Here is a 23,130-nt window from a genome sequence, read left to right on the forward strand (position 1 = left end):
AGGGCGGCGATCACATGGCGTGCTGCGCCGCGACCTGATCGGCGACCGCACCCAGGTGCGCGAACATCGCCTGGGCCGCCGCCACCACTGCCTCGCGCGCCGGGGCCGCCAGCGACAGGCCGTTCATGGCCTGCTTGTAGGCCGCCCAGCGCTCGGGCTGCACCGTCCCATACGGGTCCAGCGACTGCAGCCCGGCCCGGCTGCCCTCCGGGAGTTCGAGCCCACGCGCCACCATCTTCACCAGGAACCGCCCGCCGTTGGTGCTGCCCTCGGTCACGTAGAACGCGCCGAGCAGTTCCTCGGGCGTCGCCTGCGCAATCCAGGCGTGGGCGAGGAGGGTCGCCGGGAGCGGCTCGGGCCGGAGCGAGCCGCCGAAATGGGTCAGGTCCGCCTCCAGGTCGGGCACCCGGAGGCGGGACGCGACCTCGAGCCCGGCCCAGGCCGGGTGGGCGGCGGCGGCGCGCACCAGGGCCGCCTCGAGCACCCGATGCACCAGCAGGAGCTGCTCGAGGTTGGCGACATACGGGGCCCGCGCGATGGTCCCGCGCCCGATCGACCGCATCAGGGGGCGGGCCTCCGCGGCCCGGTGCGCCACGGCGGTGGTTTCGCGGAGCTGATCCATGATGGAAACGGCGGCGGTGGTGGTCATCAGCGATTCCAGGCGAAGAGCGTGAGTCCCGTGCCGGCGGCGAGCCAGAGCAGCCCCTTGATCAGGAAGAACAGGAACGCCGCGGTCATCCAGCGACGCCCCGTCTTGGGGATGGGACATTGAGAACGATTCTCAGGTGAATTTGGCACGGGTTCATCATACGGCGGAATGCCGAGGCTGTCAATCGGCTATGGCGGGTTCTGCCCGGAGACCGGCCACTTGCGCCCCGATCCACCTCACGGGAACATCCTCCACCCCCCAACCCCGCGACCCATGCAACAGCGCTTCGACCCCCGCAATCGCGACCTCCTCGTCAACATCAACGGCGCCCTGATGCACCGCGACCAGGCGGGGGTGAGCCCCTTCGACTCCGTGGTCCAGGGGGGCGATGCCGTATGGGAGGGGCTGCGGCTCTACCAGGGGCGGATCTTCCGCCTCACCGAGCATCTCGAGCGGCTGCGGCACTCGGCGCTGGCGCTCGCCTTCACCCAGATCCCCGCCGCGGCCGCCATCACCGAGGAGATCCGGAAGACCCTCGCCGCCAACGGCATGACCGACGGGGTCCACATCCGGCTCACGCTCACCCGCGGGATCAAGGTGACCAGCGGCATGGACCCGCGGCTCAACCAGGCCGGCCCCACGCTCATCGTCCTGGCGGAGCACAAGCCGCCGGTCTATGCCACCTCGGGGCTCAGCCTGGTGACCGCCTCGATCCGGCGCTTTCCGCCCGACTGCCTCGATCCCAAGATCCACCACAACAATCTGCTGCAGTCCATCCTGGCCAAGATCGAGGCCAACGTCGCCGGGGCCGACGACGCCCTGATGCTCGACACCCGCGGCTTCATCGCGGAGACCAACGCCACCCACCTGTTCTTCGTGGAGGGCGGCCGGGTCCGCACCCCGCGCACGGTGGCCTGCCCCGAGGGGATCACCCGCGCCACGGTGATCGAACTCTGCCAGGAGCACGGCCTCCCGCTCGAGATCACCGACCTCTCGCTCACCGAGGCCTACCGCGCCGACGAGGCCTTCTGCTCCGGCACCATGGGGGAGCTCGCCGCGGTGACGACGATCGACGGCCGGAGGATCGGTGCGGGCACGGTGGGCCCGATCACCGAGCGGCTCGCCGCCCTGTTCCGGGAACTCACCGGCCGCGAGGGCACGGTGGTGGCGGGCTGAGGGCCCGGGCCGGCGGCTAGGGGAGAAACCGCCCCCGCAGCTCCGGGGGCAGCATCGGGCAGGAGCCTTCCGGCCGGGCAAAGAGCCGCCCGCGCACCCGCGCGATGCCGTCGTAGCCCCCGTCGAGCAGCCAGGTGGGGAGCAGCCCCAGGATCCGGGCCAGCACCCGCCACCCGCCGCCCAGCCGCTCCGCGATATGGAGCGCCGCCCGCGACCGGACCAGGGTCCGCCCGTCGGCAGTGCGCACGATGACGCTGTCTGGGAGTTCGCCCCGGCGCGCCGGGTCGTAGGCCGCCTGGAAGGTGCTCCCCTGGAGCGGGGCGTAGCGGAACCGGGTGCCCTCGAGGTCCCGCGCCAGCACGAACTTCACCGACCGGTGACAGAGTCCGCAGCCGCCATCGTAGAACATCAGGTCTGGTGCCGGGGTCATGGGCGGGTCCCAGGGGTGAAGGGTGCCTTGAAGACGCGCGAATGACGTCCGCATGACACCCAAACTGGTATATTGCGCCATCCCATGACCACCCCCCCATCACTTGGCATCCTGGAGCTGAGCGACCGCGGCGCCGGCTTCGTCCGGCGGCGGCAGTGCAGCTACCTCCCCGAAGACGGCGACTACTACGTCCCCCCCCGCCTGGTGGGCCAGTACGGCCTGCGGACCGGCGATGAGCTCTGGGGGGAGCTGGGTCGCTCCCCCGGCCGCGGCAAGGCCGCGCCGGTCGAGTCCCTCTCGCTGGTCAATGGCCGGCCTCCCGACGAGATGCGCCGCCGGCCCGCCTTCGGCAGCCTCGGCGCGATCCACCCCGACGCCCCGCTCCGGCTCGACTGCGGCCTGCGCCGCTACGGCCAGCCCGACTACACCAACCGGGTGATCGACCTGCTCTGCCCCTTCGGCAAGGGGCAGCGCGCCCTGATCGTGGCCCCCGCCAAGGCGGGCAAGACGATGGTGCTCCAGGCGGTGGCGGAGGGGATCGCCAAGAACCACCCCAACGCCCTCCTCCTCATCCTGCTGGTGGATGAGCGGCCCGAGGAGGTCACCGAGATGGAGATGATCGGCTTCGGCGAGGTGGTGAGCTCCAGCTTCGACTTCCCCGCCGAGCGGCACGTGGCGGTGGCGGAGCTCACGCTGGAGCGGGCCCGGCGGCGGGTGGAGATGGGCGAGGACGTGGTGCTGATCCTGGACTCGATCACCCGGCTGGCCCGGGCCTACAACACGGTGGAGCGGGGCACCGGGCGCACCATGACGGGCGGGCTCGACTCCTCGGCCCTCGAGAAGCCCAAGCGCTTCCTCGGCAGCGCGCGCCGCATCGACGAATCCAGGGGCGGCGGCTCGCTCACGATCATCGGCACGGCGCTGATCGACACCGGGTCCAAGATGGACCAGGTGATCTACGAGGAGTTCAAGGGCACCGGCAACAGCGAGCTCACCCTGAGTCGCGAGCTGGCCGAGCGACGGATCTTCCCCGCCATCGACCTCAAGGCCAGCGGCACCCGGCGCGAGGAGCTGCTGCTCCCGCCGCCGCTCCTCGCCGTGGCCACCACCCTGCGCAGCCGCACCGCGCCGATGACTCCGGTGGACGCCATGCAACAGGTGCTCACGCTGATGCGGCGCTCGGCGACGAATGCGGAGCTGGTGGCGCAGGTAGACTGAGCTCGCCCTCGGGCGCCGCCTCCAGCAGGTCGGCGTCCGGCTGCGCGGGGCTGGTGTATTCGAGCGCCAGCTCGCTCCCCGCCGCCGCCGCCTTCACCCGCTGCATCACCACCTGCCCCGCCCCGAGCGACATGTGGAAGGCGCGCACGTACTCCACCACCGCGCGGCCCACCGGCAGGTGCCCCGCCAGCAGCTCCGCGAAGGCCTGCGCGTTGCGGATGTGGGTGGCGGTCACCGCCTCCGACGCCCGCGCCCCCACCATCCGCGCCAGCTCGAGCGTCCGCTCCTGGTAGGCCCGCCGGTAGCGGATGAGCTTCACCACCAGGTCGAGCCGGAGCACGCGCCACCCCCGGAGCGTCGGCAGGGCGGCCTGCGCGGGCAGGTGGTCGAGCTCCAGCGCCGCCAGCGTCCGGGTCCGGATCGGCTCGTGCATCATCGCCGAGACGGGCACCACCGTCAGGTAGAGCTCCAGCGCCTCCAGCGGCGACACGCGGCTCGAAAATTCCCCCACGAACTGCAGCGCCTGCTCGGTGTGGCTGGCCACCAGCGCCTCCCACGCCACGGCGTACGCCACCCGCACCTGGGTGCGCAGCGGGCGCGGGAACTGCCGGATCGGCATCTCGCTCGGTACGGACACGCGGTGTCGCTCCCCCGGGGGTGACGGAAAGCCGCCCCCGGGCCGGGGGGCGGACGCCCCAAGCTCGACCCCGGGAACGCCGGAAACAAGCGGTCCCGTCACAGTCCGCGCTAAGTGCTTGGAGGGCTGGCAGATCGGAACCCGCAGCGGTGCCCCGGAAAGGCTCAGGGCAGCCCCGCGAGGAAGTGCCGGATGCCCGCCTCATACTCCCGGGCCCCGGTTTCGAAGGCGTCGTCGTGCCCGCCGGCCACCTCCAGGAAGGTCCGGGGCGCCCGGGCCGCCTGATGGAGGCGGCGCCCGTGACCGATGGGAATGGTCTGGTCGTCGCGGCCGTGGATGATGAGCACCGGCATCCGCACCGCGCCGATCCGCGCCAGCGATGGAAACCGGTTGTGCCCGATCCACCGCACCGGGAGCCAGGGATAGACCTCCGCCGCGCGATCCGGAACCGAGGTGAACGCCCCCTCGAGGATGAGCCCGGCCGCCTCCACCCGCGTGGCGAGCTCCACCGCCACCCCGCTGCCGAGCGAGTGCCCATAGATCAGGATCCGCGCCGGCGGCACCCGGAGGGTGTCGCGCAGATACTGGTACGCCGCGGTGGCGTCGGCGTAGAGCCCCGCCTCGCTGGGCACGCCGCCGCTCAGGCCATAGCCCCGGTAGTCCAGCGCCAGCACCCCGAGGCCGAGCCCGTGGAGCTGCTGGTCGTGCTCGGGGCGGCCCGGCGTGGCCAGGTTTCCGGCGTTGCCGTGCAGCACCAGGACCCAGCGCCCGGCGGGAGCGGCCGGCGACGGGGCCAGCCTCCACGCCGTGAGCGGGGTGCCATCGCCGCTGGGGAACTGCACCGCCTCGATCACGGTCCCGTCGTCGAGCGCGGGCACCGGCACCGGTCCCGGCTCGGGCTGGAAGACGATCCGGTCCTCGTTTCCCACCAGCCAGACGAGGATGGCGACATAGCCGGCGGCAGCCACGCCGAGCACCAGGAGCAGGGCGCGGATCACGCGAGCTTGAGGTGTTCGAGCAGCGCGCGGAAGCGCGGGTCGGCGCGGACCGGGTCGAACAGCGGGTCCACCCGCAGGTAGGTGAGCCAGCCGCGCCGCTCGGCCCGGGCCTGTTCCAGCCAGTGGAAGGCGTCGTCGGTGCGGCCCAGGGTGAGCGCCAGCCGGGCCCAGTTGGTGGGCGAGACATACCGCTCCGTGGCCAGCGCGCCGAAGCGCTCCCACGTGGCGTGGGCGGCGGCCTCCCGTCCGCGCAGCAGGTCGATCTGGGCCTGCGTCTGCAGCGCCTGCGCGTCGTCGGGGCTCAGGTCGAGGCAGCTCTGGATGGCCTCGCCGGCCTCGTCGACCCGGCGCGCCAGCGTGAGCAGCACGGCCAGGTTGAGGTAGGTGTCCGACTGTTCCGGGTTCATCACCAGCGCCTGCTGCAGGTAGGGCACGCCGGCCTCGGGGGTGCGGTCGTAGTAGTAGAGCCAGCCGCAGCTGCGCCGGATGGAGACCGAGGTCGGGTCCAGCTCCACCGCGCGCTGCCCCTCAAGGATCGCCTCCCGGGTGCGCCCCAGGGCGGCGAGGTACCAGGAGTACCACTGCCGGGCCGAGGCGTAGCGCGGATCGAGCGCGATGGCGCGGCGGAACTCCCGCTCCGCGGCGGGCCAGTCCCAGTCATGGATGAACAGCACCCACGCGAGCGAGGTGTGCGCCTCCGCCAGGGTGTCGTCCAGCTCGATGGCCTTCCGCGCCTCGCGCCGCGCCCGGCCCAGCCCCTCGGCCACGGGCATGTTGCGGTAGTCCACGTGCTGGGCGTAGGCGTCGGCCAGCCCGGTGTACGCCAGGGCAAAGCCGGGGTCTTCCGCGATGGCCTGCTCGAAGTACCGCACCGCCTGCTCCATCCCGGCACCGGTGCGCTGGTTCCAGGCGTGGCGGCCGCGGAGGTAGAGGTGGAAGGCGCGCGGGCTGGTGGCGGCGCGCCGGCGCCCGGGGTCGCCCACCAGGCCGAGCTGGGTGCGGAGCGTGCCGACGATGGAACGGGCCAGCTCATCCTCGAGCGCCAGGATGTCGCGGCCTTCGCGGTCGAAGCGCTCCGACCAGAGCAGGCGGCCGTCGGTGGCATCGGAGAGCTGGGCGGTGACGCGGAAGCGGTCGGCCACGCGGCGGACGCTCCCCTCGAGCACGATCGACACCCCGAGCAGCGCGCCGATGGCGCGCACATCCTGGTGCCGTCCCTTGATGGCGAAGACCGAACTGCGGGGCGCCACCCGCAGCCCCTCCACGGCGCCGAGGGCGTGGATGAGCTCCTCGGTGAGCCCGTCGCTCACGTACTCGTTGTCGGGGTCCGGGCTCGCGTTGGTGAACGGCAGCACGGCGATGGCGCGCCGCGCGGCGGCGCTGGCGTAGTCCGGCAGCCCGGAGAGCGGGGTCACCAGCGCCTCGCAGAACTCCGCGACGGTCGCGAAGCGGTCGGCCGGCTCCTTGGCCAGGGCGCGGAGCAGCGCCTGCTCCACCGGCGCCGGGACCTCAGGCCGGCGGGCCCGCGGCGGCGGGGGCGGCTCGGTGGCGTGGCGGGCCATCGTGGCGCGCGGCCCCGAGCCGGTGAACGGCGGCAGGCCGGTGAGCAGCTCGTACAGCACGCAGGCCAGCGCGTACTGGTCGCTGCGCGCATCGAGCACCGGGTCGCCGCTGGCCTGCTCGGGGCTCATGTAGTCCGGGGTGCCGACCGCCATGCCCGGCGCCGTGACCGAACCGGCCGGCTCGCAGGCGTCGCACAGGCCGCGCGCCACGCCGAAGTCGGCCACCACCGGCTCCCCCTCCTGCAGCAGGATGTTCTCCGGCTTGATGTCGCGATGCAGGATGCCGCGGCGGTGGGCGTAGTCGAGCGCCGCCCCGACCGCGCGCACCAGGCGGATGGCCTGGCCCACCGGGAGGCGGCCCTCGGCGCGGAGCAGGTCGCGCAGCGAACCGCCCGCCACCAGCGGCATCACGTAGAACAGCAGCGCGGCGCCGCCCGGGCCGGGCAGCTCGCCCGAGTCGTACAGCGGCAGGATGTGGGGATGGCCCAGCTGGGCGGCGTAACGGATCTCGCGCAGGAAGCGGTCGGCCGACTCCCCTGACGCGAGCAGGCCGGCCCGGATCGCCTTGATGGCGACGGGCCGGCCGTGGCGGCGGTCCTGGGCGCGGAGCACGACCGCCATCCCGCCGTGCCCGATCGGGGCCTCGAGGTCGTACCGGCCGGCCAGCGCCGCGCGCAGCGCCTCCAGCGAGTCGTGCGGGTCGGCGGCGGAGGGGTCGTCGCCGCGGCTCACGCCGGGTAGAACCTCCCGCCCGCCTCCGCCATCCGCACCAGGGTGTCGCAGGGCGTGAAGCGCGGGCCGTGGACGGCGGCGAGCGCGCGGAGCACTTCCACCACCCGTGGCGCGCCGAGGTCGTCGATGTAGCGGAGCGGGCCGCCGCGGAACGGCGGGTACCCGATCCCGAAGATGGCGCCGATGTCGCCGTCGCGCGGACTGCGGACCACCCCCTCGCCCATGGCCATCGCGGCCTCGTTGAGCATGCTGTAGACCAGGCGCTGCTCGGCGTCGGTGGTGGCGGCGGGGGCGCGCGGCTTGAGGCCGAGGAGGTCGTAGACCGACTCGTCGGGGCCGGTCTTCTGTCCCTTGTGGTAGTGGTAGAACCCCTTGCCGTTCTTGCGCCCGAGCCGCTGGTCGGCGAGCAGCTTGCCGATGAGCTCCGAGGGCTTGAGCCGGTCGCCGTAGGCGGCGTGCATCACCGTGCCTGCCTTGGCGCCCACGTCGAGGCCCACCTCGTCGAGCAGGGTGATGGGCCCGACCGGGAAGCCGAAGCGGGTCATCAGCCGGTCGAGCAGCTCCATCGGCACCCCTTCGCTGAAGAGGTGGCCGGCCTCGTTCATGTAGGGGATCAGGATCCGGTTCACCCAGAAGCCGGGCCGGTCGCGGACCACGATCACGGTCTTGCCGATCTTGCGGCCGAACTGCACCGCGGTGGCGATGGCGTCGGGACTGGTGCGGTCGGTGGGGATGACCTCGAGCAGCGGCATCCGGTCCACCGGCGAGAAGAAGTGCATCCCGAGCACGCTCGCCGGCCGCGCCGCCCGGGCCGCGATGTCGGCGATGGGAATGGTCGAGGTGTTGGTGGCGAAGATCGTCGTGGCCGGGGTGGCCGCCTCGGTCTCGGCCAGCACCGTGCGCTTGACGTCGAGGTCCTCGAACACCGCCTCGATCACCAGGTCGGCGCGCGGGAAGCTGGTGAAGTCGGTGCCGCCCGAGAGCAGCGCCGCGAGACGCTCGTACTCGAACCGGGTGATCCGCTTCCGCTTGAGCCGGCCGTGGAGGATGTCGGTGGCGGCCTTGAGCCCCTTCCCCACCCGGGCCAGCTCGGTGTCCCTGACCCGCACGTCGACGCCGGCGCTGCTCACCGCCGTCCCCGCGATGCCCGCCCCCATGAATCCGGACCCGATCACCGCCAGGCGCTCCACCGTGCGCGGGGTGGCCGTCACGCCCTCGGGGAGGCCATCGTCCTTCTTGAGCGCGGTGGTGGCGAAGAAGATCCCGATCAGCTTGCGGGAGACGTCGGTGGCGGCGAGCTCGCCGAACTTCTGGTGCTCCACCGCGAACCCGCGCGCGAGCCCGCCCTCGAGGCCGGCCTTCACCGCCGCCAGCGCCGCGAGGGGCGCGGGGTAATGACCGCCGCTCTTCTTGAGGGTGTCCTTGCGCGCCTTGTGATAGACGAACATCCGCCCGGGGATGCTGCGGTCGAAGATCGCCCCCATGAGCCCGCCGCGGGCGGGCCGGCTGGCCGGCCGCGCGGGGACGCCGGCGGCCAGCAGCCGCTCCGCCGCCGCGAGCGCGGTGTCGAGCAGGATGGCCTTCGGCACCAGCTCGTCCACCATGCCGAGCTTGAAGGCCTTGGACCCGCCCTCGGTCTTGCCGGGCATGATGATCCCGAGCGCGGCGGAGAGCCCGATCAGGCGGGGGAGCCGCACGCAACCGCCCGCGCCGGGCAGCAGCCCCAGCTGCACCTCGGGGAGGCCGATCTGGGTCCGGGGGTGGTCGGTGGCCACGCGCCAGTCGCAGGCCAGCGCCAGCTCGTAGCCGCCGCCGAGGCAGGCGCCGTGGATGGCGCAGACCACCGGCTTGGGGAAGTCGTCCAGCCGCTGCAGCATCGCCTGGCCCTCGCGGGAGAGGCGGGTGAACGCCTCCTGGCCCGCGAGCCGGGTGAATTCCTCGATGTCGGCGCCGGCGATGAAGCTGTCGGGCTTGCCGGAGGTGATCACCAGCGCCTGCACCGCGGCGTCGCCGCGCACCTGCTCCAGCGCCGCCTCGAACTCCTGCTTGACCTGGGCGTTGAGCTTGTTGACGGGCTCGCCCGGCAGGTCGAGCGTGAGGACGGCGACGCGGCCGTGGGTCCGGAGGGTCAGGGCGGTCATACGCGCTCCAGCACCATGGCGAAGCCCATCCCGCCCTGGGCGCAGATGGAGATGAGGCCGAACTGCACGTCGCGGTGCACCATCTCGTTGGCGAGCGTGGTGGCGATGCGGGCGCCGGTGGCGCCGAAGGGATGGCCGATCGCGAGGGAGCCGCCATGGACGTTGGTCCGCTCCCAGTCGACCTCGCCCACCGGCCCGCTGCGGCCCAGCTTCGTGGCCCACGCCGGGCTGGCCCAGGCCTGGGCGTTGGAGAGCACCTGACTGGCGAACGCCTCGTGGATCTCCACCAGGCCGAGTTCCTTCCAGGTGATCCCGGCGCGGTCGAGCGCCTTCGGGACGGCGTAGGCCGGCCCCATCAGGAGCTGCCACCCGGGATCCACGGCGGCCACCGCGTAGCTCCGCACCACCGCCAGCGGCCGGTAGCCGAGGGCGCGGGCCTTCTCCTCGTTCATCATCAGGACCACCGCGGCGCCATCGGTGAGCGCCGAGGCGTTGCCGGCGGTGACCGAGCCATAGCGGCGGTCGAACACCGGCTTGAGCTTGGCCAGCTGCTCCAGCGAGGTGTCGCCGCGGACCAGGTTGTCGGTGGTGACCACCTCGTCCATCCCGCGGCCGCCGAACCAGGGCGCGATCTCCTGCGCCAGGCGTCCGCTCTGGGTGGCGGCGGCGGCGCGCTGGTGGCTCAGCAGCGCCAGGCGGTCCTGCGCCTCACGGGTGATGCCGTTCTCCTTGGCCATCTTCTCCGCCGACTGCCCCATCGACTCGCCGGTGGAGGGTTCGGCGATGGCGGGGGAGACCGGGATGAGGTCCCGGGGCCGGATCTTGAGGAAGGTCCCCACCCGCTGGCCCAGGGTCTTCGCCTTGCTCGCCTCGAGCAGGATCTGGGTCATCCGCTTGCTGTGCAGGATGGGGATGTCGGAGAGCGACTCGACCCCGCCCGCCAGCACCACGTCGGCGTGCCCGAGGGTGATCTGGTCCGCGGCGTAGGTGATGGCCTGGCCGGCGGAGGCGCAGGCGCGGTTCATGGAGAAGGCGGGGACGGTGCGCGGCAGCTGCGGCAGCAGGCTCACCTCGCGCGCCACGTTGGGGGCGAGGACCGAGGCCACCACCTGCCCGAAGGCCACCTCATCGACCAGGGCGCCGTCGAGCGCGGTGCGCGCGAGCAGCTCCTGGGTGACGCGGCGGGCCAGCTGCACCGCGGTGACATCCTTGAAGACGGTGCCGCTCCGGGCGAAGGGCGTGCGCAGGCCGGAGACGATCGCGGGACGACGGGGGGAAGCCATGGCAGGTTCTCGGGGTACTCGGGGCGCCGGCCCGGGAGCCGGCACCGTTGCCGCGCACCGCGGTGCGCGCTTATGCTATGCCCGCTGGGCCACGATCGAGGCGACGGCGCGGACCTTGTTGCCCTCGATGGGCTCGAAGACCTCCCGGCCGTGGAGGGATTCGAACGGGCTCACCAGCCGGGCCAGTTCCCCCGGCTGCAGCAGGTGGTCGTCGCTGGTCGGGCCCCAGCCGAGGGCCCGCTGCCAGTCCAGGTAGGTCTCCATGATCAGGAGCCCTCCGGGCGCCACCAGTTCCTGGACGTCCTCCATCCGTTCGCGGTCAAGATAGTTGAACAGCAGCACCACCTCAAAGCGCCCGAGCGCCGGCCACTCGCCCGTGAGATCCACCGCCTGGAAGTCCACCTGCACGCCCAGCCGGACGGCCGCCTCGCGGCCCGTCTCCAGCTTGACGTCGTCGTGGTCCAGCGCCGTGACCGTGGCGCCCCACTGCGCCGCCTTGAGCGCGTGCCGGCCCTCCCCGCAGGCCAGGTCGAGCACCCGCATCCCCGGACGGATGAGGTAGTCGTGCCACACGAGCCAGGTGCTGGGCCGGGGAAGGTACAGGACGGGCGGGGGCGCCCCGCGGGTGAGATCTGGCATCGACCCTCGATCGAGCGACTGAGCGCGTCGCCGGTGGACCTGCTCATCATCGGCGGCGGCATCACCGGCGCCGGCATCGCGCGGGATGCGGCGATGCGCGGCCTGTCCACCATCCTCGTGGAACAGCACGACCTGGCCTTCGGCACCAGCTCGCGCTCCAGCCGCCTGATTCACGGCGGGCTGCGCTACCTCGAGGAGGGGGACCTCAAGCTGGTCTTCGAGGCGCTGGCGGAGCGGAAGGTGCTGCTCACCATCGCGCCCCACCTGGTGCATCGGCTGCCGTTCGTCTTCCCGGTGCACCAGGGCGACCGGGTGCCGCTGTGGCAGATCTGGGCGGGCATCTGGCTGTACGACCTGCTGGCCGCCTTCCGCAATGTGAAGCGCCACCGCTTCCTCGGCAAGCGCGGACTGCTGCAGCTGGAGCCGATGCTGCGGGACAAGGGCCTGCAGGGCGGCGCCCGCTACTACGATGCCCAGTGCGATGACGCCCGCCTGGTGGTGGCCACGGCGCGGAGCGCCATCCGGCACGGCGCCCAGGTGGCGAACTACATGGCAGTAGAGGAGTTACTGAAGGCCGACGGCCGGGTCCGGGGCGCCCGCATCCGGGACCGCCTGACCGGCGCCACCGGCACTATCCAGGCCCACGTGGTGGTGAACGCCACGGGCCCCTGGTGCGACCAGCTGCGGCGGCTCGAGGATCCCGCCGCCACCCCGCTGCTCCGCCCCACCAAGGGGACCCACGTGGTGGTCCGCCGGAACCGCCTGGGCCATGAGGCGGCGGTGACCCTCACCAGCCCCATCGACGGCCGGGTGATGTTCGTGCTCCCCTGGGGGGAGTTCTCGTACATCGGCACCACGGACACCGACACCACCGAGGGCCCCGACGCGGTGCGCGCCACGGCGGACGACGTGGTGTACCTCCTCCGCTCCGCCAACGCCGCCTTCCCCAATGCCCACCTCGACGCGCGCGACGTGATCGCCACCTGGGCCGGGCTCCGGCCCCTGATCGCCCCGCCGGACCGGGTCGGCGCCTCCCAGATCCCGCGGGAGCACGTCATCGTCACCGGGCCCGGGGGGATGCTGTCGATCGCCGGCGGCAAGCTCACCACCTATCGCACCATGGCGGCGGAGCTGGTGGACGAGGTGACCGCCGCGCTGCACGCGCTCGACGGCCGCCCCCGTGCCCCGCGCCCCGCCACCGACCGCGAGCCGCTCCCCGGCGGCGAGGTGCCCGACCTCGAGCCGCTGGGCCAGGCGGGGCTGGAGCTCGGGCTGCCGATCGCCGCGGTGGATCACATCGTGCGCACCTTCGGCACCGAGTGCGCCGCGGTCTTCAACCTGGTCCGGGAGGAGCGCGGCCTGGCGGCGCCGCTCAGCCCGGATCACCCCGCCATCGGGGCGGAGGTGGTGCACGTGGCGCGGCGGGAGTTCGCCCGGCTGGTCGAGGACGTCCTGGTGCGGCGGCTGCACCTCTACTACGAGACCACCGACCGGGGCGCGGGCGCGGCGGGCCGCACCGCCGAGCTGCTCGGCGCGGAGCTGGGGTGGAGCGCGGAACGGATCGAGAAGGAACGGCTCCGCTACCACGCCATGGCCACCGACCCGCTCCCGTCCGCGTAGGTCCGCAACGCAAACCGCCGGCGCATCCGAGCGCCGGCGGCTGCCCTGCCCCATCGACACCGCCGGCCGGCTACTGCACCACGATGGTCCCGGTCATCTGGGCCCCGTGGATGGCGCAGTCGTAGGTGAACGTGCCCGCGTTGGTGAACTGCACGGTGTAGCCCGCCCCCGTGAGGTTCCCGCTGCTGGTGAACCCCTGCCCGATCGAGTGCACCGTGTGGGTGCCGCCGACCAGGTTCCACTGCATCGACTGCCCGACCACCAGGGTGTCCACCGCGGGATCGGAGGTCCCGTTGGTCACGCTGGTGAAGAAGTCGCTGCCCACGTTCACCTGCCGGGCGGTGGGCACCACGGTGAGGGTGAAGGGGATCACCGTGGCGAGCGCCGTGATGGTGGCGTTGAGCAGCGCCGGACCCGCCGACGCGCCCGCCACCACCGTCACTGAGGCCTGGCCATTGGTGCCGGTGCTGTTGAAGCCCACCGAGGGGGTGAGGCTGCCGCTGCCCACGGCCCACGTCACCACCACGCCCTGGATGCCGTTGCCGAACTGGTCCGCGACCTTCACCGTGGCCTGCTGGCCGAAGGCCGTGCTGACCGCCGCGAACTGCTCCGACCCGCTGATCGCGGAGAACGTGCTGATGGCGCCGGGCGTCCCGGTGGCGGCAAAGGCCAGGGGGGAATTGACCGCCCCGCTGAGCGAAGCCGACAGCGACTGGGCGCCGGCGATGTTCCCCAGGGTCCAGTTGGTGGTGGCGATGCCGTTCTGGTCGGTGGTGCTCTGGGTGGGGGTCACCGAGCCGTTGCCGGTGGCCCAGGTGATCACCTGGCCCTCCACCGGGTCGCCGTCATCGGTCACCACCACGCGGATGTTGTTGGCCAGGGCGGTGCCGACCGCCGCCACCTGGTTGTCGCCGTTGGCCACGGCGGCCTTGGCGATCGTGAGGGTGGGATTGTTGCCGCTGCCGCCGCCACCGCTGCCGCCACACGCGGCGATGAGCGCCGCGGCTACTCCCAGCAGCGCGCCCTGCCAGGCTGTCCTTCGCATGCAACCTCCGAAAGGTCTCGGCGCCCGCGGGGAGGTCCGGGCGGGGGGCCGAGAGGGTGAGGGGGTGGGAAACCGGTGTATCCTACGTCGTAGGGACGTCCGCACAAGCCTGCGGGGACACACCGCCTCACCGGACCCCCGGCCCGCTGGTTATCTTGCCGTGAGACCGGGGCGACCCGGGGCACCACCCATCAGTGGAAAGGCTGCGAACGATCCGTGGAACCGAACGTGTTCGAGACCGCGAACGCCGGCTTCGCCCAGATCATGTACGAGGAGTTCCTGCGTGACCCGGCGGCGGTGTCGGAGGAGTGGCGCCGCTACTTCCAGACCGGGAACGCGGGCCTGACGCCGGAACAGGGCAACGGGCACCACCCCTCGGTGCACGATGCGCGGCCAGCCCAGGGCGCGGCCCCGGCCGCCCCCACCCCTGCGGCGCCCCCGGCCCCCGCCCGCGCCGCCGATGGCGCCCCGGCGCCGGTGCCGCCCGGCGCCGTGCCGATCACCGGCCCGGCCGCCAAGCTGGTGGCCAACATGAACGACAGCCGGTCGATCCCGACCGCGACCAGCTTCCGCGAGCTGTCGGTGGCCACCCTCGAGACCCGGCGCCGGGAACTCAACGCCGCCCTGCGCGCCGCGGGCCGGGGCGAGAAGGTCTCGTTCACCCACCTGATCGGCCACGCCATTGCGCGCGCCGCCCAGAAGCACCCCGCCCTCACCACCGTGTTCGTGGACGTCCCGGGCGCCCCGCACAAGCTGCCGGGCGGCCGGGTGCACCTCGGGATCGCCGTGGACGTGGAACGGAAGGATGGTACCCGCGGGCTGGTGGTGCCGGTGATCCACGAGGCCGCCGCCAAGTCGTTCGCCGAGTTCCACCAGGTGTACGAATCGCTGGTCGAGAAGGCGCGCGGCAACAAGCTGCTGCCCGACGCCTTTGCCGGCGCCACCCTGACCCTGACCAATCCCGGGGGACTCGGCACGGTGGCCTCGGTGCCCCGCCTGATGCCGGGCCAGGGGAGCATCATCGCGGTCGGCGCCATCGACTACCCGCCCGCCTTCAGCGAGGTCAGCGACGACCGGCTGCGCGAGCTCGGCGTCTCGAAGGTCATGACCGTCACCAGCACCTACGATCACCGGGTGATCCAGGGGGCGGAGTCGGGCGAGTTCCTGCGCACCGTCGACCAGCTGCTGCAGGGCGAGGACCGGTTCTACGAGGAGGCGTTTGCCAGCCTGGGGCTGGCCGCACCGGGCGCGGAGGCGCCCCCGCCCCCGCCCTCGGGCCGCCCCAGCCGCGGCTCGATCCCGGTGGTCGAGTCCCAGGCCGACCTCTATCACGTGGCCGCCGCGATGGCGCTGGTGAAGGCCCACCGGACCCACGGCCACCTGGCCGCCCGGCTCGACCCGCTCGGCAGCGTGCCGGTCGGCGACCCGGCGCTCGACCCGCAGCCGCTCGGGCTCACCCCCGACGTGATGCACACCATCCCCACCGCGGTGCTGCGGATCAACACCCCCGGGCAGAGCCTCGCCGAGGCGCTGCCCCGGCTGCAGGACGCCTACTGCGGCACCATGGCCTACGAGCTGGAGCACATCTCCAACCACGGCGAGCGGGTCTGGTTCCGGCAGATGATCGAGACCGGGTACCACCGGCAGACCATCGCGCCGGAGGAGGCGCGCTGGCTGTACCAGCGGCTGATCGACGTCGAGGCGTTCGAGCGCTTCCTGCACAAGGCCTACCTGGGCCAGAAGCGCTTCTCGATCGAGGGCGTGGACATGCTGGTGCCGATGCTCGACCTGGTCATCGAGCTGTCGGCGCAGCAGGGCGCGCGCGAGGTGGTGATCGGCATGGCGCACCGGGGACGGCTCAACGTGCTGGCCCACACCGTGGGACGGCCGTACGAGACCATCTTCGCCGAGTTCGAGGGGGCCAAGAACGCCGACGTGGGGCTCAGCCGGCCCGATGGCGGCACCGGCGACGTGAAGTACCACCACGGCGCGGAGGGGGCGTACAAGTCGCGCAGCGGCAAGGTCGTCACCGTGACGCTGTCGCCCAACCCGAGCCACCTCGAGTTCGTGGGACCGGTGGTCGATGGCCGCGCCCGCGCCGAGCAGACCACGCGCAAGGGGCGGGAGGCGCATCATGACCCGACCGCCGCGGTGCCGGTGATCATCCACGGCGACGCCGCCTTTGCCGGCCAGGGCGTCGTGGCCGAGACGTTCAACCTCGGCGCGCTCAAGGGGTACCGCACCGGCGGCACGGTGCACCTCATCACCAACAACCAGGTCGGCTTCACCACCGACATGTTCGACAGCCGGTCCACCCGGCACGCGAGCGACCTGGCCAAGGGCTTCGACGTCCCGATCATCCACGTCAACGCCGACGACGCCGAGGCCTGCCTCTCCGCGGTGCGCCTGGCGATGGCCTACCGGGAGAAGTTCCACGAGGACGTGCTGATCGACCTGGTGGGCTACCGGCGGCACGGGCACAACGAGGGCGACGAGCCGTCGTACACCCAGCCGCAGATGTACGAGCGGATCAAGCACCTGCCGACCGTGCGGCAGCAGTACGCCCGGCTGCTGGAGCAGCGCGGCGCGGTGGCGCCCGGCGAGGCGGAGCAGCTGTACGAAGCGGGCTACCAGCGGCTGGTGGACATCCAGCAGGCGTTCAAGGCCAACCTGGGCCAGGTGGCCAAGGAGCACGCCCGCGCCCCCGACCGCTCCTCCGGCGTGGAACCGGAGACCGCCGTGCCGGCCGACCTGCTCCGCGCCCTCAATGAGCAGCTGCTCGCGTGGCCCGAGGGCTTCACGGTCAACCCCAAGCTGGTCAAGCAGCTGGAGCGGCGGCGCTCCGCGCTCGGCCCCGAGGGAGGGATCGATTGGGGCCACGCCGAGGCGCTCTCCCTGGCCGCGCTGCTGGTGGAAGGCGTGCCCATCCGCATGACCGGGCAGGACACCGAGCGCGGCACCTTCAGCCAGCGGCACACCGTGCTGCACGACGCGGTGAGCGGGGTGGCCCATACGCCGATGAAGCAGCTCCCCGGCGCGCTGGCCAGCCTCGAGCTGCACAACAGTCCGCTCTCCGAGCTGGCCACGCTCGGCTTCGAGTACGGCTACAGCGCCGCCGCCCCCGAGACGCTGGTGATGTGGGAAGGCCAGTTCGGCGACTTCGTCAACGGCGCGCAGGTCATCATCGACCAGTTCATCGTCTCGGGCCTGTCCAAGTGGGGGCTCACCACCCGGCTCACGCTGCTGCTCCCGCATGGCTACGAGGGCCAGGGACCGGAGCACTCGAGCGCGCGCCTGGAGCGGTTCCTCCAGCTCTGCGCCGAGGGCAACATCCGGGTGGCCAATCCCACCACGCCCGCCCAGTACTTCCACCTGCTGCGGCGCCAGGCCAAGCGCAGCCGGCAGCGCCCGCTGGTGGTCATGACGCCGAAGAGCCTGCTGCGGCTGCCGCAGGCCACCAGCCGCCTCGAGGAGCTGGCCAGCGGCTACTGGCTCCCGGTCCTCGACGACCCGGTGGCGCGGGAGCACCGTGACGCCGTCCGCCGGGTGGTGCTCTGCTCCGGCAAGGTGGCCTACGACCTGCTTGCCGGCGCGGCGGGGATGGACCGCTCCCGCCTGGCCCTGGTGCGGCTGGAACAGCTCTACAGCTTCCCCGAGGAGGAGCTCCGGGCCATGCTGGCTGGCTACCCCCACGCCACCGAGCTGGTCTGGACCCAGGAGGAACCCGGCAACATGGGCGCCTGGACCTACGTCGAGCCGAGGCTCCGGGCGCTGCTCGGCCCTGGGCTCACCCTCCGCTACGCCGGCCGCCCCGACCGGGCCAGTCCTGCGGAAGGCTACGCCACGGCGCACGCGGCGGAGCAGAAGCGGATCGTGGCGGAAGCGCTGGGGTAGGGCGGTAAGGCGGTAAGGCGGTAAGGCGGGCAGGCCGAGCCGCCGAGCCGAACGATGAAGGGCCGGACTCCCCTAGGAGAATCCGGCCCTTGCTCGTCTCACCTACTCGCCTGCCGCTAGTGCTTGCCGTTGCCGTTGCCGTGCCCGTTGTGGTGCACGAACTGGGGCCGGGCGGGCGGGAGCAGGTCCCGCTCCGAGGTCTGGCGCACCAGGTCCTTCACCCAGTCGGAGAGATGCTCGCCGTAGTGCAGCAGGAACACGCCGCGGGCGCGGCGCTGGGCGATGAACGCGACGAACGGGGTGTCGGCCTTGGCGGAGTTGCAGGGCTGGCAGGCGATGACCAGGTTGTCGGGCCGGTCATAGGCCGTCTGTCCCTTGCGGGGATAGACATGGTCCAGGGTGGTACGGTCCTCGGGGATCTCGACCCCGCAGTAGGCGCAGACGGAGCCGTACTGGTCAATCAGCCAGCGACGATGGGCATCCATCGAGCGGCGACCGAGGCTGCGGTCCTTGGTGGTCGGACGGGAGGACGGACGACGACGATCAGCTCGTGACACAAACTATTCCTTCAGAAAGCAGGGTGCAGCGAAGAACAGGGGTTCCTCCGCGGTTGTAGGGCCCTTCAAACCTAGACCCATGCCCCTTGCCTAGCAACTTTGGGGCCCCGCCGGCCGATTTACGGGCCCCCGGCCGGCACCAGCCGCGCCCGGACCTCCGCCAGCCACGCCAACTCCAACTCCCACTGGCGGATGACCAGCTCCACCATCAACTCGGCAGCCGGGACCATGGCCCCGGTATCGGCCCGGATAGCGGCCAGGGTGGCCCGTTCCCGGGCCAGTTCTGCCTCCAGGAAGGCCTGTCGCCGGTCGATCAGGCTGGCACGGGCTGCCGGTTCGGCAAAGGCCGACAGCGCCAGCCAGGTCAGGAACGGCGCCGGCGGGCGCTGCTCCGCCCAATCGGGCCGCGCCAGCGCCTCGGTGAGCGCCCGCCGACCCGACGCCGCCAGCCGCCAGACCTGCCGCTCCGGCCCGGCGCCGCCCCGCTGCCCGGCGGCCGCCCGTGCCAAGTGGCCGCTCGCGGCCAGCTTCTTGAGCGAATAGTAGACCTGCGGCCGCGAGATCCCGGCCCAGTCGCGCGCGTCCCGGCGCTCCAGCTCCTGGTCGAGCTCGTAGCCGTGCATCGGCCGCTCGGCCAGCAGGGTCATCACCACGAGATCGGGGAGGGTCAGCGCGGTCGGCATCTTGACGCTCAATATAGTCTCGTTTATACTAGTGTCTAGTCCAATCGAGACTAATCCCATGACCCGTCGTACCCTTTGCCTGCTGGCGCTCTGCCTTCTCGGCGGCGCCGCCCCCGCCCGGAGGCCCCCCATGTCCGCCACCGTCCGCAAGCTCACGCCGGTCCTCTTCGTGGACCGGATCGCCCCCTGCCTCCCCTTCTGGGTGGAGCAGCTCGGCTTCGCCAACGTCGCCGAGGTGCCCGGCCCCGATGGCCAGCCGCAGTTTGTCCTGCTGGTCAAGGACGGGATCGAGGTGATGTACCAGACCTGGGCCGCGCTCAAGGCGGAGCATCCGGAGCTGGCCGCAGGCCCCACGGGGCACTCCATCACCCTGTTCATCGAGGTGGACGACATCGGCGCGGTGGATCGCGCGCTGGCGGGGGTGCCGCGGGCGGTGGCGCGGCACGTCACGTTTTACGGGATGGAGGAGTTCACCGTCCGCGAGCCGAGCGGGGCGCTGGTGACCTTCGCGATGCCCAGGCCCGCGGAGTAGTCAGCGCGACGGTCGGGTCTCCGGGGCCACCAGGCGGGCGGCGCTCCAGCCGAGCAGGCCCGCGAAGAGGAGCGTCAGGGCGATGAGCGCGGGGCCCGGCAGGTGGGCCAGCGCGCCGAGGCGGGTGAGCAGCCGGCCCACGGGTGCGGCCGGGAGCATCAGGAAGAGCGCGCCCCACGCCAGCGCCGCCCCCAGCCCCGCCAGCAGGGGTCGGCCGCCGCGCCAGCCGTAGACGCCGCCGATGATCGGCAGCGCCCACCAGCCGCCGAACCAGGTGCCCGCGGCGCCGAGGAGCGCGAGCAGCAGGAGCTGCAGCGCGGCGCGCGCCATCAGTCGTTGCCCATTACGTCGAACCGAATGCGTGCTCCCGAACCCGGCACCTGGTCCACGGTGGCGGGTACGAGCAGGGTATCCAGCTGCCCCTCACTCCACTGCCGGATGCGGTCGTCGTAGCGGGCGCTGGCCGGGTTGCCCGACTGTCCACCGGGGTAGGTGCCCCAGGCCCGCACCTGCGGTCCCAGCTCCACCACCATCCGCCAGCTGGCCCCGAAGCTCCCCGAGCCGCTGGTGGGGCTGAGCGTCGACTGCCCCCCCTGCACCGGGATGCCGGGCGCCGAGAGGGCCGGCAGGTACAGCAGGTGATTGATCCGGGCGTGCCGGACGCGATCCCAGCGCCAGCCGTCGCCCTCGGGGTTGCCGTAGCGGTCGCTCACCTCGTGCAGGGCGGCGGCCAGGGCGTCGGCGATGATGTGATCCCGCTGCTCCACCACCGTCGCGGTGCGGCGATCGTCCCACCAGGCGCTGGTCGAGTCGCGCAGCAGGCCGAGCACCACGGCATAGCCGGGGCTGGGCAGCTCGCCGCGCGCGCGGGACGGCTCCAGTTCATCCCAGAGGCGGTCGCCCAGCTCGCGCAGCACCGTCTCGTACAGGATGGCGCGGGTGTTGTCGCGGGTGTACCGACGGTCCCATTCCTCGAGCAGCCGCGCGGCGAGCGCCACGGAGTCGCGTCCCGGGTTGCGCGCGGCCGCGGCCAGGAGGGCCGGCACGAAGAGGTCGGCGGCCGCGCTTCCGGGGTCGGTCTGGTAGCGCCGCATGGCGTCCGGGGTGACCGCGCTGTCGGCGCGCAGCAGCGCATTGATGCGCAGGGCCCGCCAGGGAGAGTACCAGTTGGCGCCCAGGTAGCGCGGGTCGGCCCGCGGATCCACCGGCTGCTGGTTGGCCGAGGCGAGGTACCCCTGCGCGGGGGCGATGGCCTGGGGCATCTCGCCCGCCGACCACTCCCCGGTCCAGTCGCTGGCGCTGGTGTCGCCGGGGAGCACCAGGTCGCCGCGGTCGCCGGGCCGGAGGGGGAAGTGGCCGGTGGACCGGATGGCGATGCTCCCGCCGCGATCCGCCACCAGCATGTTCTGCGCGGGGGCGCGGTAGCCGGCCATGGAGTCGAGCCAGGCACGCGCATCGGCCGCGCGCGCCGCCCGGCCGAAGATCCCCTGCTCCCCGCCGGCCTCGAGCACGGTCCAGCGGAGCGACTGCCACCCGTCGGCGGCCCGGAGCAGCGGGCCACGATGGGTGTAGCGCAGCGTGTCGGCGCGGAGCAGCGCGCCGCGCCGGTCGCGGTACTCCTCGGTGACCACCCGCAGCGGTCGCCAGGCGCCGTCCACCCGGTAGCGCGTCGGCGCGTCGGGCGCGTCCACCACCTCGGCGTAGCGGTCGAGGACATCGGCCTCGGCGTTCGTGAAGGTCCACGCCAGCGCGCGGGTAAACCCGATCACGATGCCGGTGGCGCCGGGGATGGTCACCCCGTACACATCGAGCGAATCGGGCACCACCAGGTGCGCCTCGTACCAGATCGAGGGCAGGGTGAGCTCGAGGTGCGGGTCGCCGGCGAGCAGCGCGTTGCCATCGGCGCTGCGGATGGGGGCCACCGCCCAGTTGTTGGAGCCGATGGCATCGGCCTCGAGGCCGTCGGGCCGTCGGCGCGCCGCCGCGAGCAGCGGCGGCGGCGTCGCGGCGCGTGTCACGCTGGGCAGACCCGGCGGGGGCAGCGGCGGCAGGTCGAAGCGCGGCGCCCCGGCCCCGTTGGGCTGGATCGGCTCCTGGATCGGACTCTCGCGGGGGTAGAGGGCGTCGGCGGCGGCATCGCCCACCAGCGCGGCGGCGCGGGCGCGGGTGTCCTCGAGGTCGCTGTACGCGAGGGTCCACCCCATCCGCGCCAGCAGGTAGTAGGAATCCACCGGCTCCCAGGGGGCCGGCCGGCGATCGAGCAGGTGGTATTCGAGCGGGATCTCGCGCGCGGTGAGCCCGGTGATCCGCGCATTCACCCCCTCGCTGAACGCCTCCAGGAGCCGGCGGTCGCGCGCCTGCGGGGGGAGCGCCGCGTAGCGCGCGCGGGCGGCGTCGGGGAGCCCGAGGCCGCGGCTCTCGCGGTCCACCGGCAGCGCCGCCGCGCCCACCAGTTCGGTCAGGCGACCCGCGCCCGCCCGCCACTGCAGCTCGAGCTGGAACAGCCGGTCGCGCGCCACCACGTAGCCCAGGGCGCGGAGGGCGTCCAGCTCATTGCGGGCAAAGATGTGGGGGACGGCGCGGTCGTCGAAGGCCACCTGCACCGGGGCGACCAGCCCGGGGATGCGCACCAGGGCGCTGGCCGGGGGATCGGCGCTCGCGGCCACGCTCCAGATCCCGTGGACGGGATCGAGCAGTGGACCCAGCCGGGGCGCGGGGCCGGGCCGGACCAGGCTCACGCCGGTGAGGGCGAGGAGCGTGAGGCCGGCGGCCCAGCGGCCGGCGCTCACGGATGGAAGCGCGACTTGAGCAGGCGACCCCAGGCCCAGCTCAGGGGCTCGACGGCCGTGGCGGGCCCGCGCGCGTCGACGACGGGGTGCCCCTCATTCACCCAGCGGAACAGCCCCCCCTCGAGCGAGGAGAGCCGGGTGAACTCGGCCTGGCTCATCCCCACGACCATCGCCGCGCTCACCACCCCGGGACCGTCGTAGACCACGATGGGCTGGTCGCGGGGCACGTGCGCCAGCGGCGCCAGGTCGGGCTGGGCAGGATCGATGTTCACCGCCCCCTCGATGTGGCTCAGCGCGAAGGCCGCCGCGGGCCGGGCATCGACCAGCAGCGGCGGGGGCCGGTTGGGATCGCGGGTCCACTGGACCAGCTCCGTCGGCGACACCTGCCGCACGTCACGGAACTTGAGCCGCACCGCCTGCCGCAGCGCCAGGCTGCCGAGGGGGCTGCCGTCCCAGGCCAGGCCGCCCAGCACCGCGAGGAACAGCAGCAGGGCGACGATCGTCTTCCGGGTGAAGCGCTTGCGGGGAGTCTTGGGGTTGGCCAT

Annotated in this window: 19 protein-coding genes; 5 read left to right on the forward strand and 14 right to left on the reverse strand. The window is 72.8% G+C overall.

What is annotated here, in order from left to right; translation table 11 throughout:
* Positions 1 to 10 precede the first annotated feature (10 nt).
* Positions 11 to 649: a biliverdin-producing heme oxygenase gene (locus IPJ95_19885; protein ID MBK7925867.1), complete on the reverse strand. Its 639-nt coding sequence runs from the start codon at positions 647 to 649 to the stop codon at positions 11 to 13.
* Positions 650 to 922: 273 nt separating this feature from the next.
* Between IPJ95_19885 and IPJ95_19890 the strand changes: the two genes are divergently transcribed.
* Positions 923 to 1,825, forward strand: a complete 903-nt coding sequence (locus IPJ95_19890) for an aminotransferase class IV (protein ID MBK7925868.1) — start codon at positions 923 to 925, stop codon at positions 1,823 to 1,825.
* A gap of 16 nt (positions 1,826 to 1,841) precedes the next feature.
* Here the strand turns inward: IPJ95_19890 and IPJ95_19895 are convergent, their stop codons facing one another.
* Positions 1,842 to 2,255 carry a DUF393 domain-containing protein gene (locus IPJ95_19895; GenBank protein ID MBK7925869.1) on the reverse strand — a complete coding sequence of 138 codons (414 nt, stop codon included), beginning with the start codon at positions 2,253 to 2,255 and terminating at the stop codon, positions 1,842 to 1,844.
* An 84-nt stretch (positions 2,256 to 2,339) separates the two neighbouring features.
* Here IPJ95_19895 and rho point away from each other — a divergent pair, with 84 nt between their 5' ends.
* The gene (rho, locus tag IPJ95_19900) at positions 2,340 to 3,473 is read left to right on the forward strand and encodes a transcription termination factor Rho (GenBank protein ID MBK7925870.1); all 1,134 of its coding nucleotides are present in this window, start codon (positions 2,340 to 2,342) and stop codon (positions 3,471 to 3,473) included.
* Here rho and IPJ95_19905 read toward each other — a convergent pair.
* From IPJ95_19905 to IPJ95_19930, 6 genes are all read right to left on the reverse strand, one after another.
* Positions 3,418 to 4,110 carry a hypothetical protein gene (locus IPJ95_19905; protein MBK7925871.1) on the reverse strand — a complete coding sequence of 231 codons (693 nt, stop codon included), beginning with the start codon at positions 4,108 to 4,110 and terminating at the stop codon, positions 3,418 to 3,420. The genes rho and IPJ95_19905 overlap by 56 nt on opposite strands.
* Before the next feature lie 164 nt (positions 4,111 to 4,274).
* The gene (locus IPJ95_19910; GenBank protein ID MBK7925872.1) at positions 4,275 to 5,108 is read right to left on the reverse strand and encodes an alpha/beta hydrolase; all 834 of its coding nucleotides are present in this window, start codon (positions 5,106 to 5,108) and stop codon (positions 4,275 to 4,277) included.
* Positions 5,105 to 7,402 carry a protein kinase gene (locus IPJ95_19915; protein ID MBK7925873.1) on the reverse strand — a complete coding sequence of 766 codons (2,298 nt, stop codon included), beginning with the start codon at positions 7,400 to 7,402 and terminating at the stop codon, positions 5,105 to 5,107. The genes IPJ95_19910 and IPJ95_19915 overlap by 4 nt, the downstream gene beginning before the upstream one ends.
* Positions 7,399 to 9,543 carry a fatty acid oxidation complex subunit alpha FadJ gene (fadJ, locus tag IPJ95_19920; protein MBK7925874.1) on the reverse strand — a complete coding sequence of 715 codons (2,145 nt, stop codon included), beginning with the start codon at positions 9,541 to 9,543 and terminating at the stop codon, positions 7,399 to 7,401. The genes IPJ95_19915 and fadJ overlap by 4 nt, the downstream gene beginning before the upstream one ends.
* Positions 9,540 to 10,826, reverse strand: coding sequence for an acetyl-CoA C-acyltransferase (locus tag IPJ95_19925; protein ID MBK7925875.1), 1,287 nt, complete (start codon positions 10,824 to 10,826; stop codon positions 9,540 to 9,542). Before IPJ95_19925 ends, fadJ begins: the two co-directional genes overlap by 4 nt.
* A gap of 75 nt (positions 10,827 to 10,901) precedes the next feature.
* On the reverse strand, positions 10,902 to 11,465 hold the full coding sequence (locus tag IPJ95_19930; protein MBK7925876.1) for a class I SAM-dependent methyltransferase: 564 nt from the start codon (positions 11,463 to 11,465) through the stop codon (positions 10,902 to 10,904).
* A gap of 33 nt (positions 11,466 to 11,498) precedes the next feature.
* Here IPJ95_19930 and IPJ95_19935 point away from each other — a divergent pair, with 33 nt between their 5' ends.
* On the forward strand, positions 11,499 to 13,085 hold the full coding sequence (locus IPJ95_19935) for a glycerol-3-phosphate dehydrogenase/oxidase (protein MBK7925877.1): 1,587 nt from the start codon (positions 11,499 to 11,501) through the stop codon (positions 13,083 to 13,085).
* Positions 13,086 to 13,155: 70 nt separating this feature from the next.
* Here the strand turns inward: IPJ95_19935 and IPJ95_19940 are convergent, their stop codons facing one another.
* Positions 13,156 to 14,130: an Ig-like domain-containing protein gene (locus IPJ95_19940; protein ID MBK7925878.1), complete on the reverse strand. Its 975-nt coding sequence runs from the start codon at positions 14,128 to 14,130 to the stop codon at positions 13,156 to 13,158.
* A gap of 228 nt (positions 14,131 to 14,358) precedes the next feature.
* On the opposite strand from IPJ95_19940, the gene IPJ95_19945 reads away from it, so the two are divergent.
* Entirely contained in the window at positions 14,359 to 18,024 is a 3,666-nt protein-coding gene (locus IPJ95_19945) for a multifunctional oxoglutarate decarboxylase/oxoglutarate dehydrogenase thiamine pyrophosphate-binding subunit/dihydrolipoyllysine-residue succinyltransferase subunit (GenBank protein MBK7925879.1), read from the forward strand.
* 116 nt (positions 18,025 to 18,140) lie between these two features.
* On the opposite strand, the gene IPJ95_19950 is transcribed toward IPJ95_19945, so the two are convergent.
* Together IPJ95_19950 and IPJ95_19955 are read right to left on the reverse strand one after the other, a co-directional pair.
* Complete coding sequence (locus IPJ95_19950) at positions 18,141 to 18,509, reverse strand: HNH endonuclease (protein MBK7925880.1); 369 nt, start codon at positions 18,507 to 18,509, stop codon at positions 18,141 to 18,143.
* A 191-nt stretch (positions 18,510 to 18,700) separates the two neighbouring features.
* A complete protein-coding gene (locus IPJ95_19955; protein ID MBK7925881.1) occupies positions 18,701 to 19,264 on the reverse strand; it encodes a PadR family transcriptional regulator in 564 nt (187 codons plus the stop codon).
* Positions 19,265 to 19,394: 130 nt separating this feature from the next.
* Here IPJ95_19955 and IPJ95_19960 point away from each other — a divergent pair, with 130 nt between their 5' ends.
* A complete protein-coding gene (locus IPJ95_19960) occupies positions 19,395 to 19,796 on the forward strand; it encodes a hypothetical protein (protein MBK7925882.1) in 402 nt (133 codons plus the stop codon).
* Here IPJ95_19960 and IPJ95_19965 read toward each other — a convergent pair whose 3' ends face one another.
* The 3 genes from IPJ95_19965 to IPJ95_19975 are packed head-to-tail and all read right to left on the reverse strand — an operon-like array spanning position 19,797 to position 23,130.
* Positions 19,797 to 20,126, reverse strand: coding sequence for a hypothetical protein (locus IPJ95_19965; protein MBK7925883.1), 330 nt, complete (start codon positions 20,124 to 20,126; stop codon positions 19,797 to 19,799). It lies immediately after the preceding gene.
* Positions 20,126 to 22,585, reverse strand: a complete 2,460-nt coding sequence (locus tag IPJ95_19970) for a penicillin acylase family protein (GenBank protein MBK7925884.1) — start codon at positions 22,583 to 22,585, stop codon at positions 20,126 to 20,128. The genes IPJ95_19965 and IPJ95_19970 overlap by 1 nt, the downstream gene beginning before the upstream one ends.
* The gene (locus IPJ95_19975; GenBank protein ID MBK7925885.1) at positions 22,582 to 23,130 is read right to left on the reverse strand and encodes a rhodanese-like domain-containing protein; all 549 of its coding nucleotides are present in this window, start codon (positions 23,128 to 23,130) and stop codon (positions 22,582 to 22,584) included. The genes IPJ95_19970 and IPJ95_19975 overlap by 4 nt, the downstream gene beginning before the upstream one ends.

The organism is Gemmatimonadota bacterium (assembly GCA_016713785.1).
GTDB lineage: Bacteria > Gemmatimonadota > Gemmatimonadetes > Gemmatimonadales > GWC2-71-9 > JADJOM01.

Excerpts from the sequence above, each read along its gene's own strand:
- IPJ95_19950 (MBK7925880.1), bottom strand. The coding sequence starts at position 18,509 with ATGGATGCCCATCGTCGCTGGCTGATTGACCAGTACGGCTCCGTCTGC.
- fadJ (MBK7925874.1), bottom strand. The coding sequence starts at position 9,543 with ATGACCGCCCTGACCCTCCGGACCCACGGCCGCGTCGCCGTCCTCACG.
- IPJ95_19940 (MBK7925878.1), bottom strand. The coding sequence starts at position 14,130 with ATGCGAAGGACAGCCTGGCAGGGCGCGCTGCTGGGAGTAGCCGCGGCG.
- rho (MBK7925870.1), top strand. The coding sequence starts at position 2,340 with ATGACCACCCCCCCATCACTTGGCATCCTGGAGCTGAGCGACCGCGGC.
- IPJ95_19925 (MBK7925875.1), bottom strand. The coding sequence starts at position 10,826 with ATGGCTTCCCCCCGTCGTCCCGCGATCGTCTCCGGCCTGCGCACGCCC.
- IPJ95_19895 (MBK7925869.1), bottom strand. The coding sequence starts at position 2,255 with ATGACCCCGGCACCAGACCTGATGTTCTACGATGGCGGCTGCGGACTC.
- IPJ95_19955 (MBK7925881.1), bottom strand. The coding sequence starts at position 19,264 with ATGCCGACCGCGCTGACCCTCCCCGATCTCGTGGTGATGACCCTGCTG.
- IPJ95_19965 (MBK7925883.1), bottom strand. The coding sequence starts at position 20,126 with ATGGCGCGCGCCGCGCTGCAGCTCCTGCTGCTCGCGCTCCTCGGCGCC.
- IPJ95_19930 (MBK7925876.1), bottom strand. The coding sequence starts at position 11,465 with ATGCCAGATCTCACCCGCGGGGCGCCCCCGCCCGTCCTGTACCTTCCC.
- IPJ95_19960 (MBK7925882.1), top strand. The coding sequence starts at position 19,395 with ATGTCCGCCACCGTCCGCAAGCTCACGCCGGTCCTCTTCGTGGACCGG.
- IPJ95_19885 (MBK7925867.1), bottom strand. The coding sequence starts at position 649 with ATGACCACCACCGCCGCCGTTTCCATCATGGATCAGCTCCGCGAAACC.
- IPJ95_19890 (MBK7925868.1), top strand. The coding sequence starts at position 923 with ATGCAACAGCGCTTCGACCCCCGCAATCGCGACCTCCTCGTCAACATC.
- IPJ95_19975 (MBK7925885.1), bottom strand. The coding sequence starts at position 23,130 with ATGGCCAACCCCAAGACTCCCCGCAAGCGCTTCACCCGGAAGACGATC.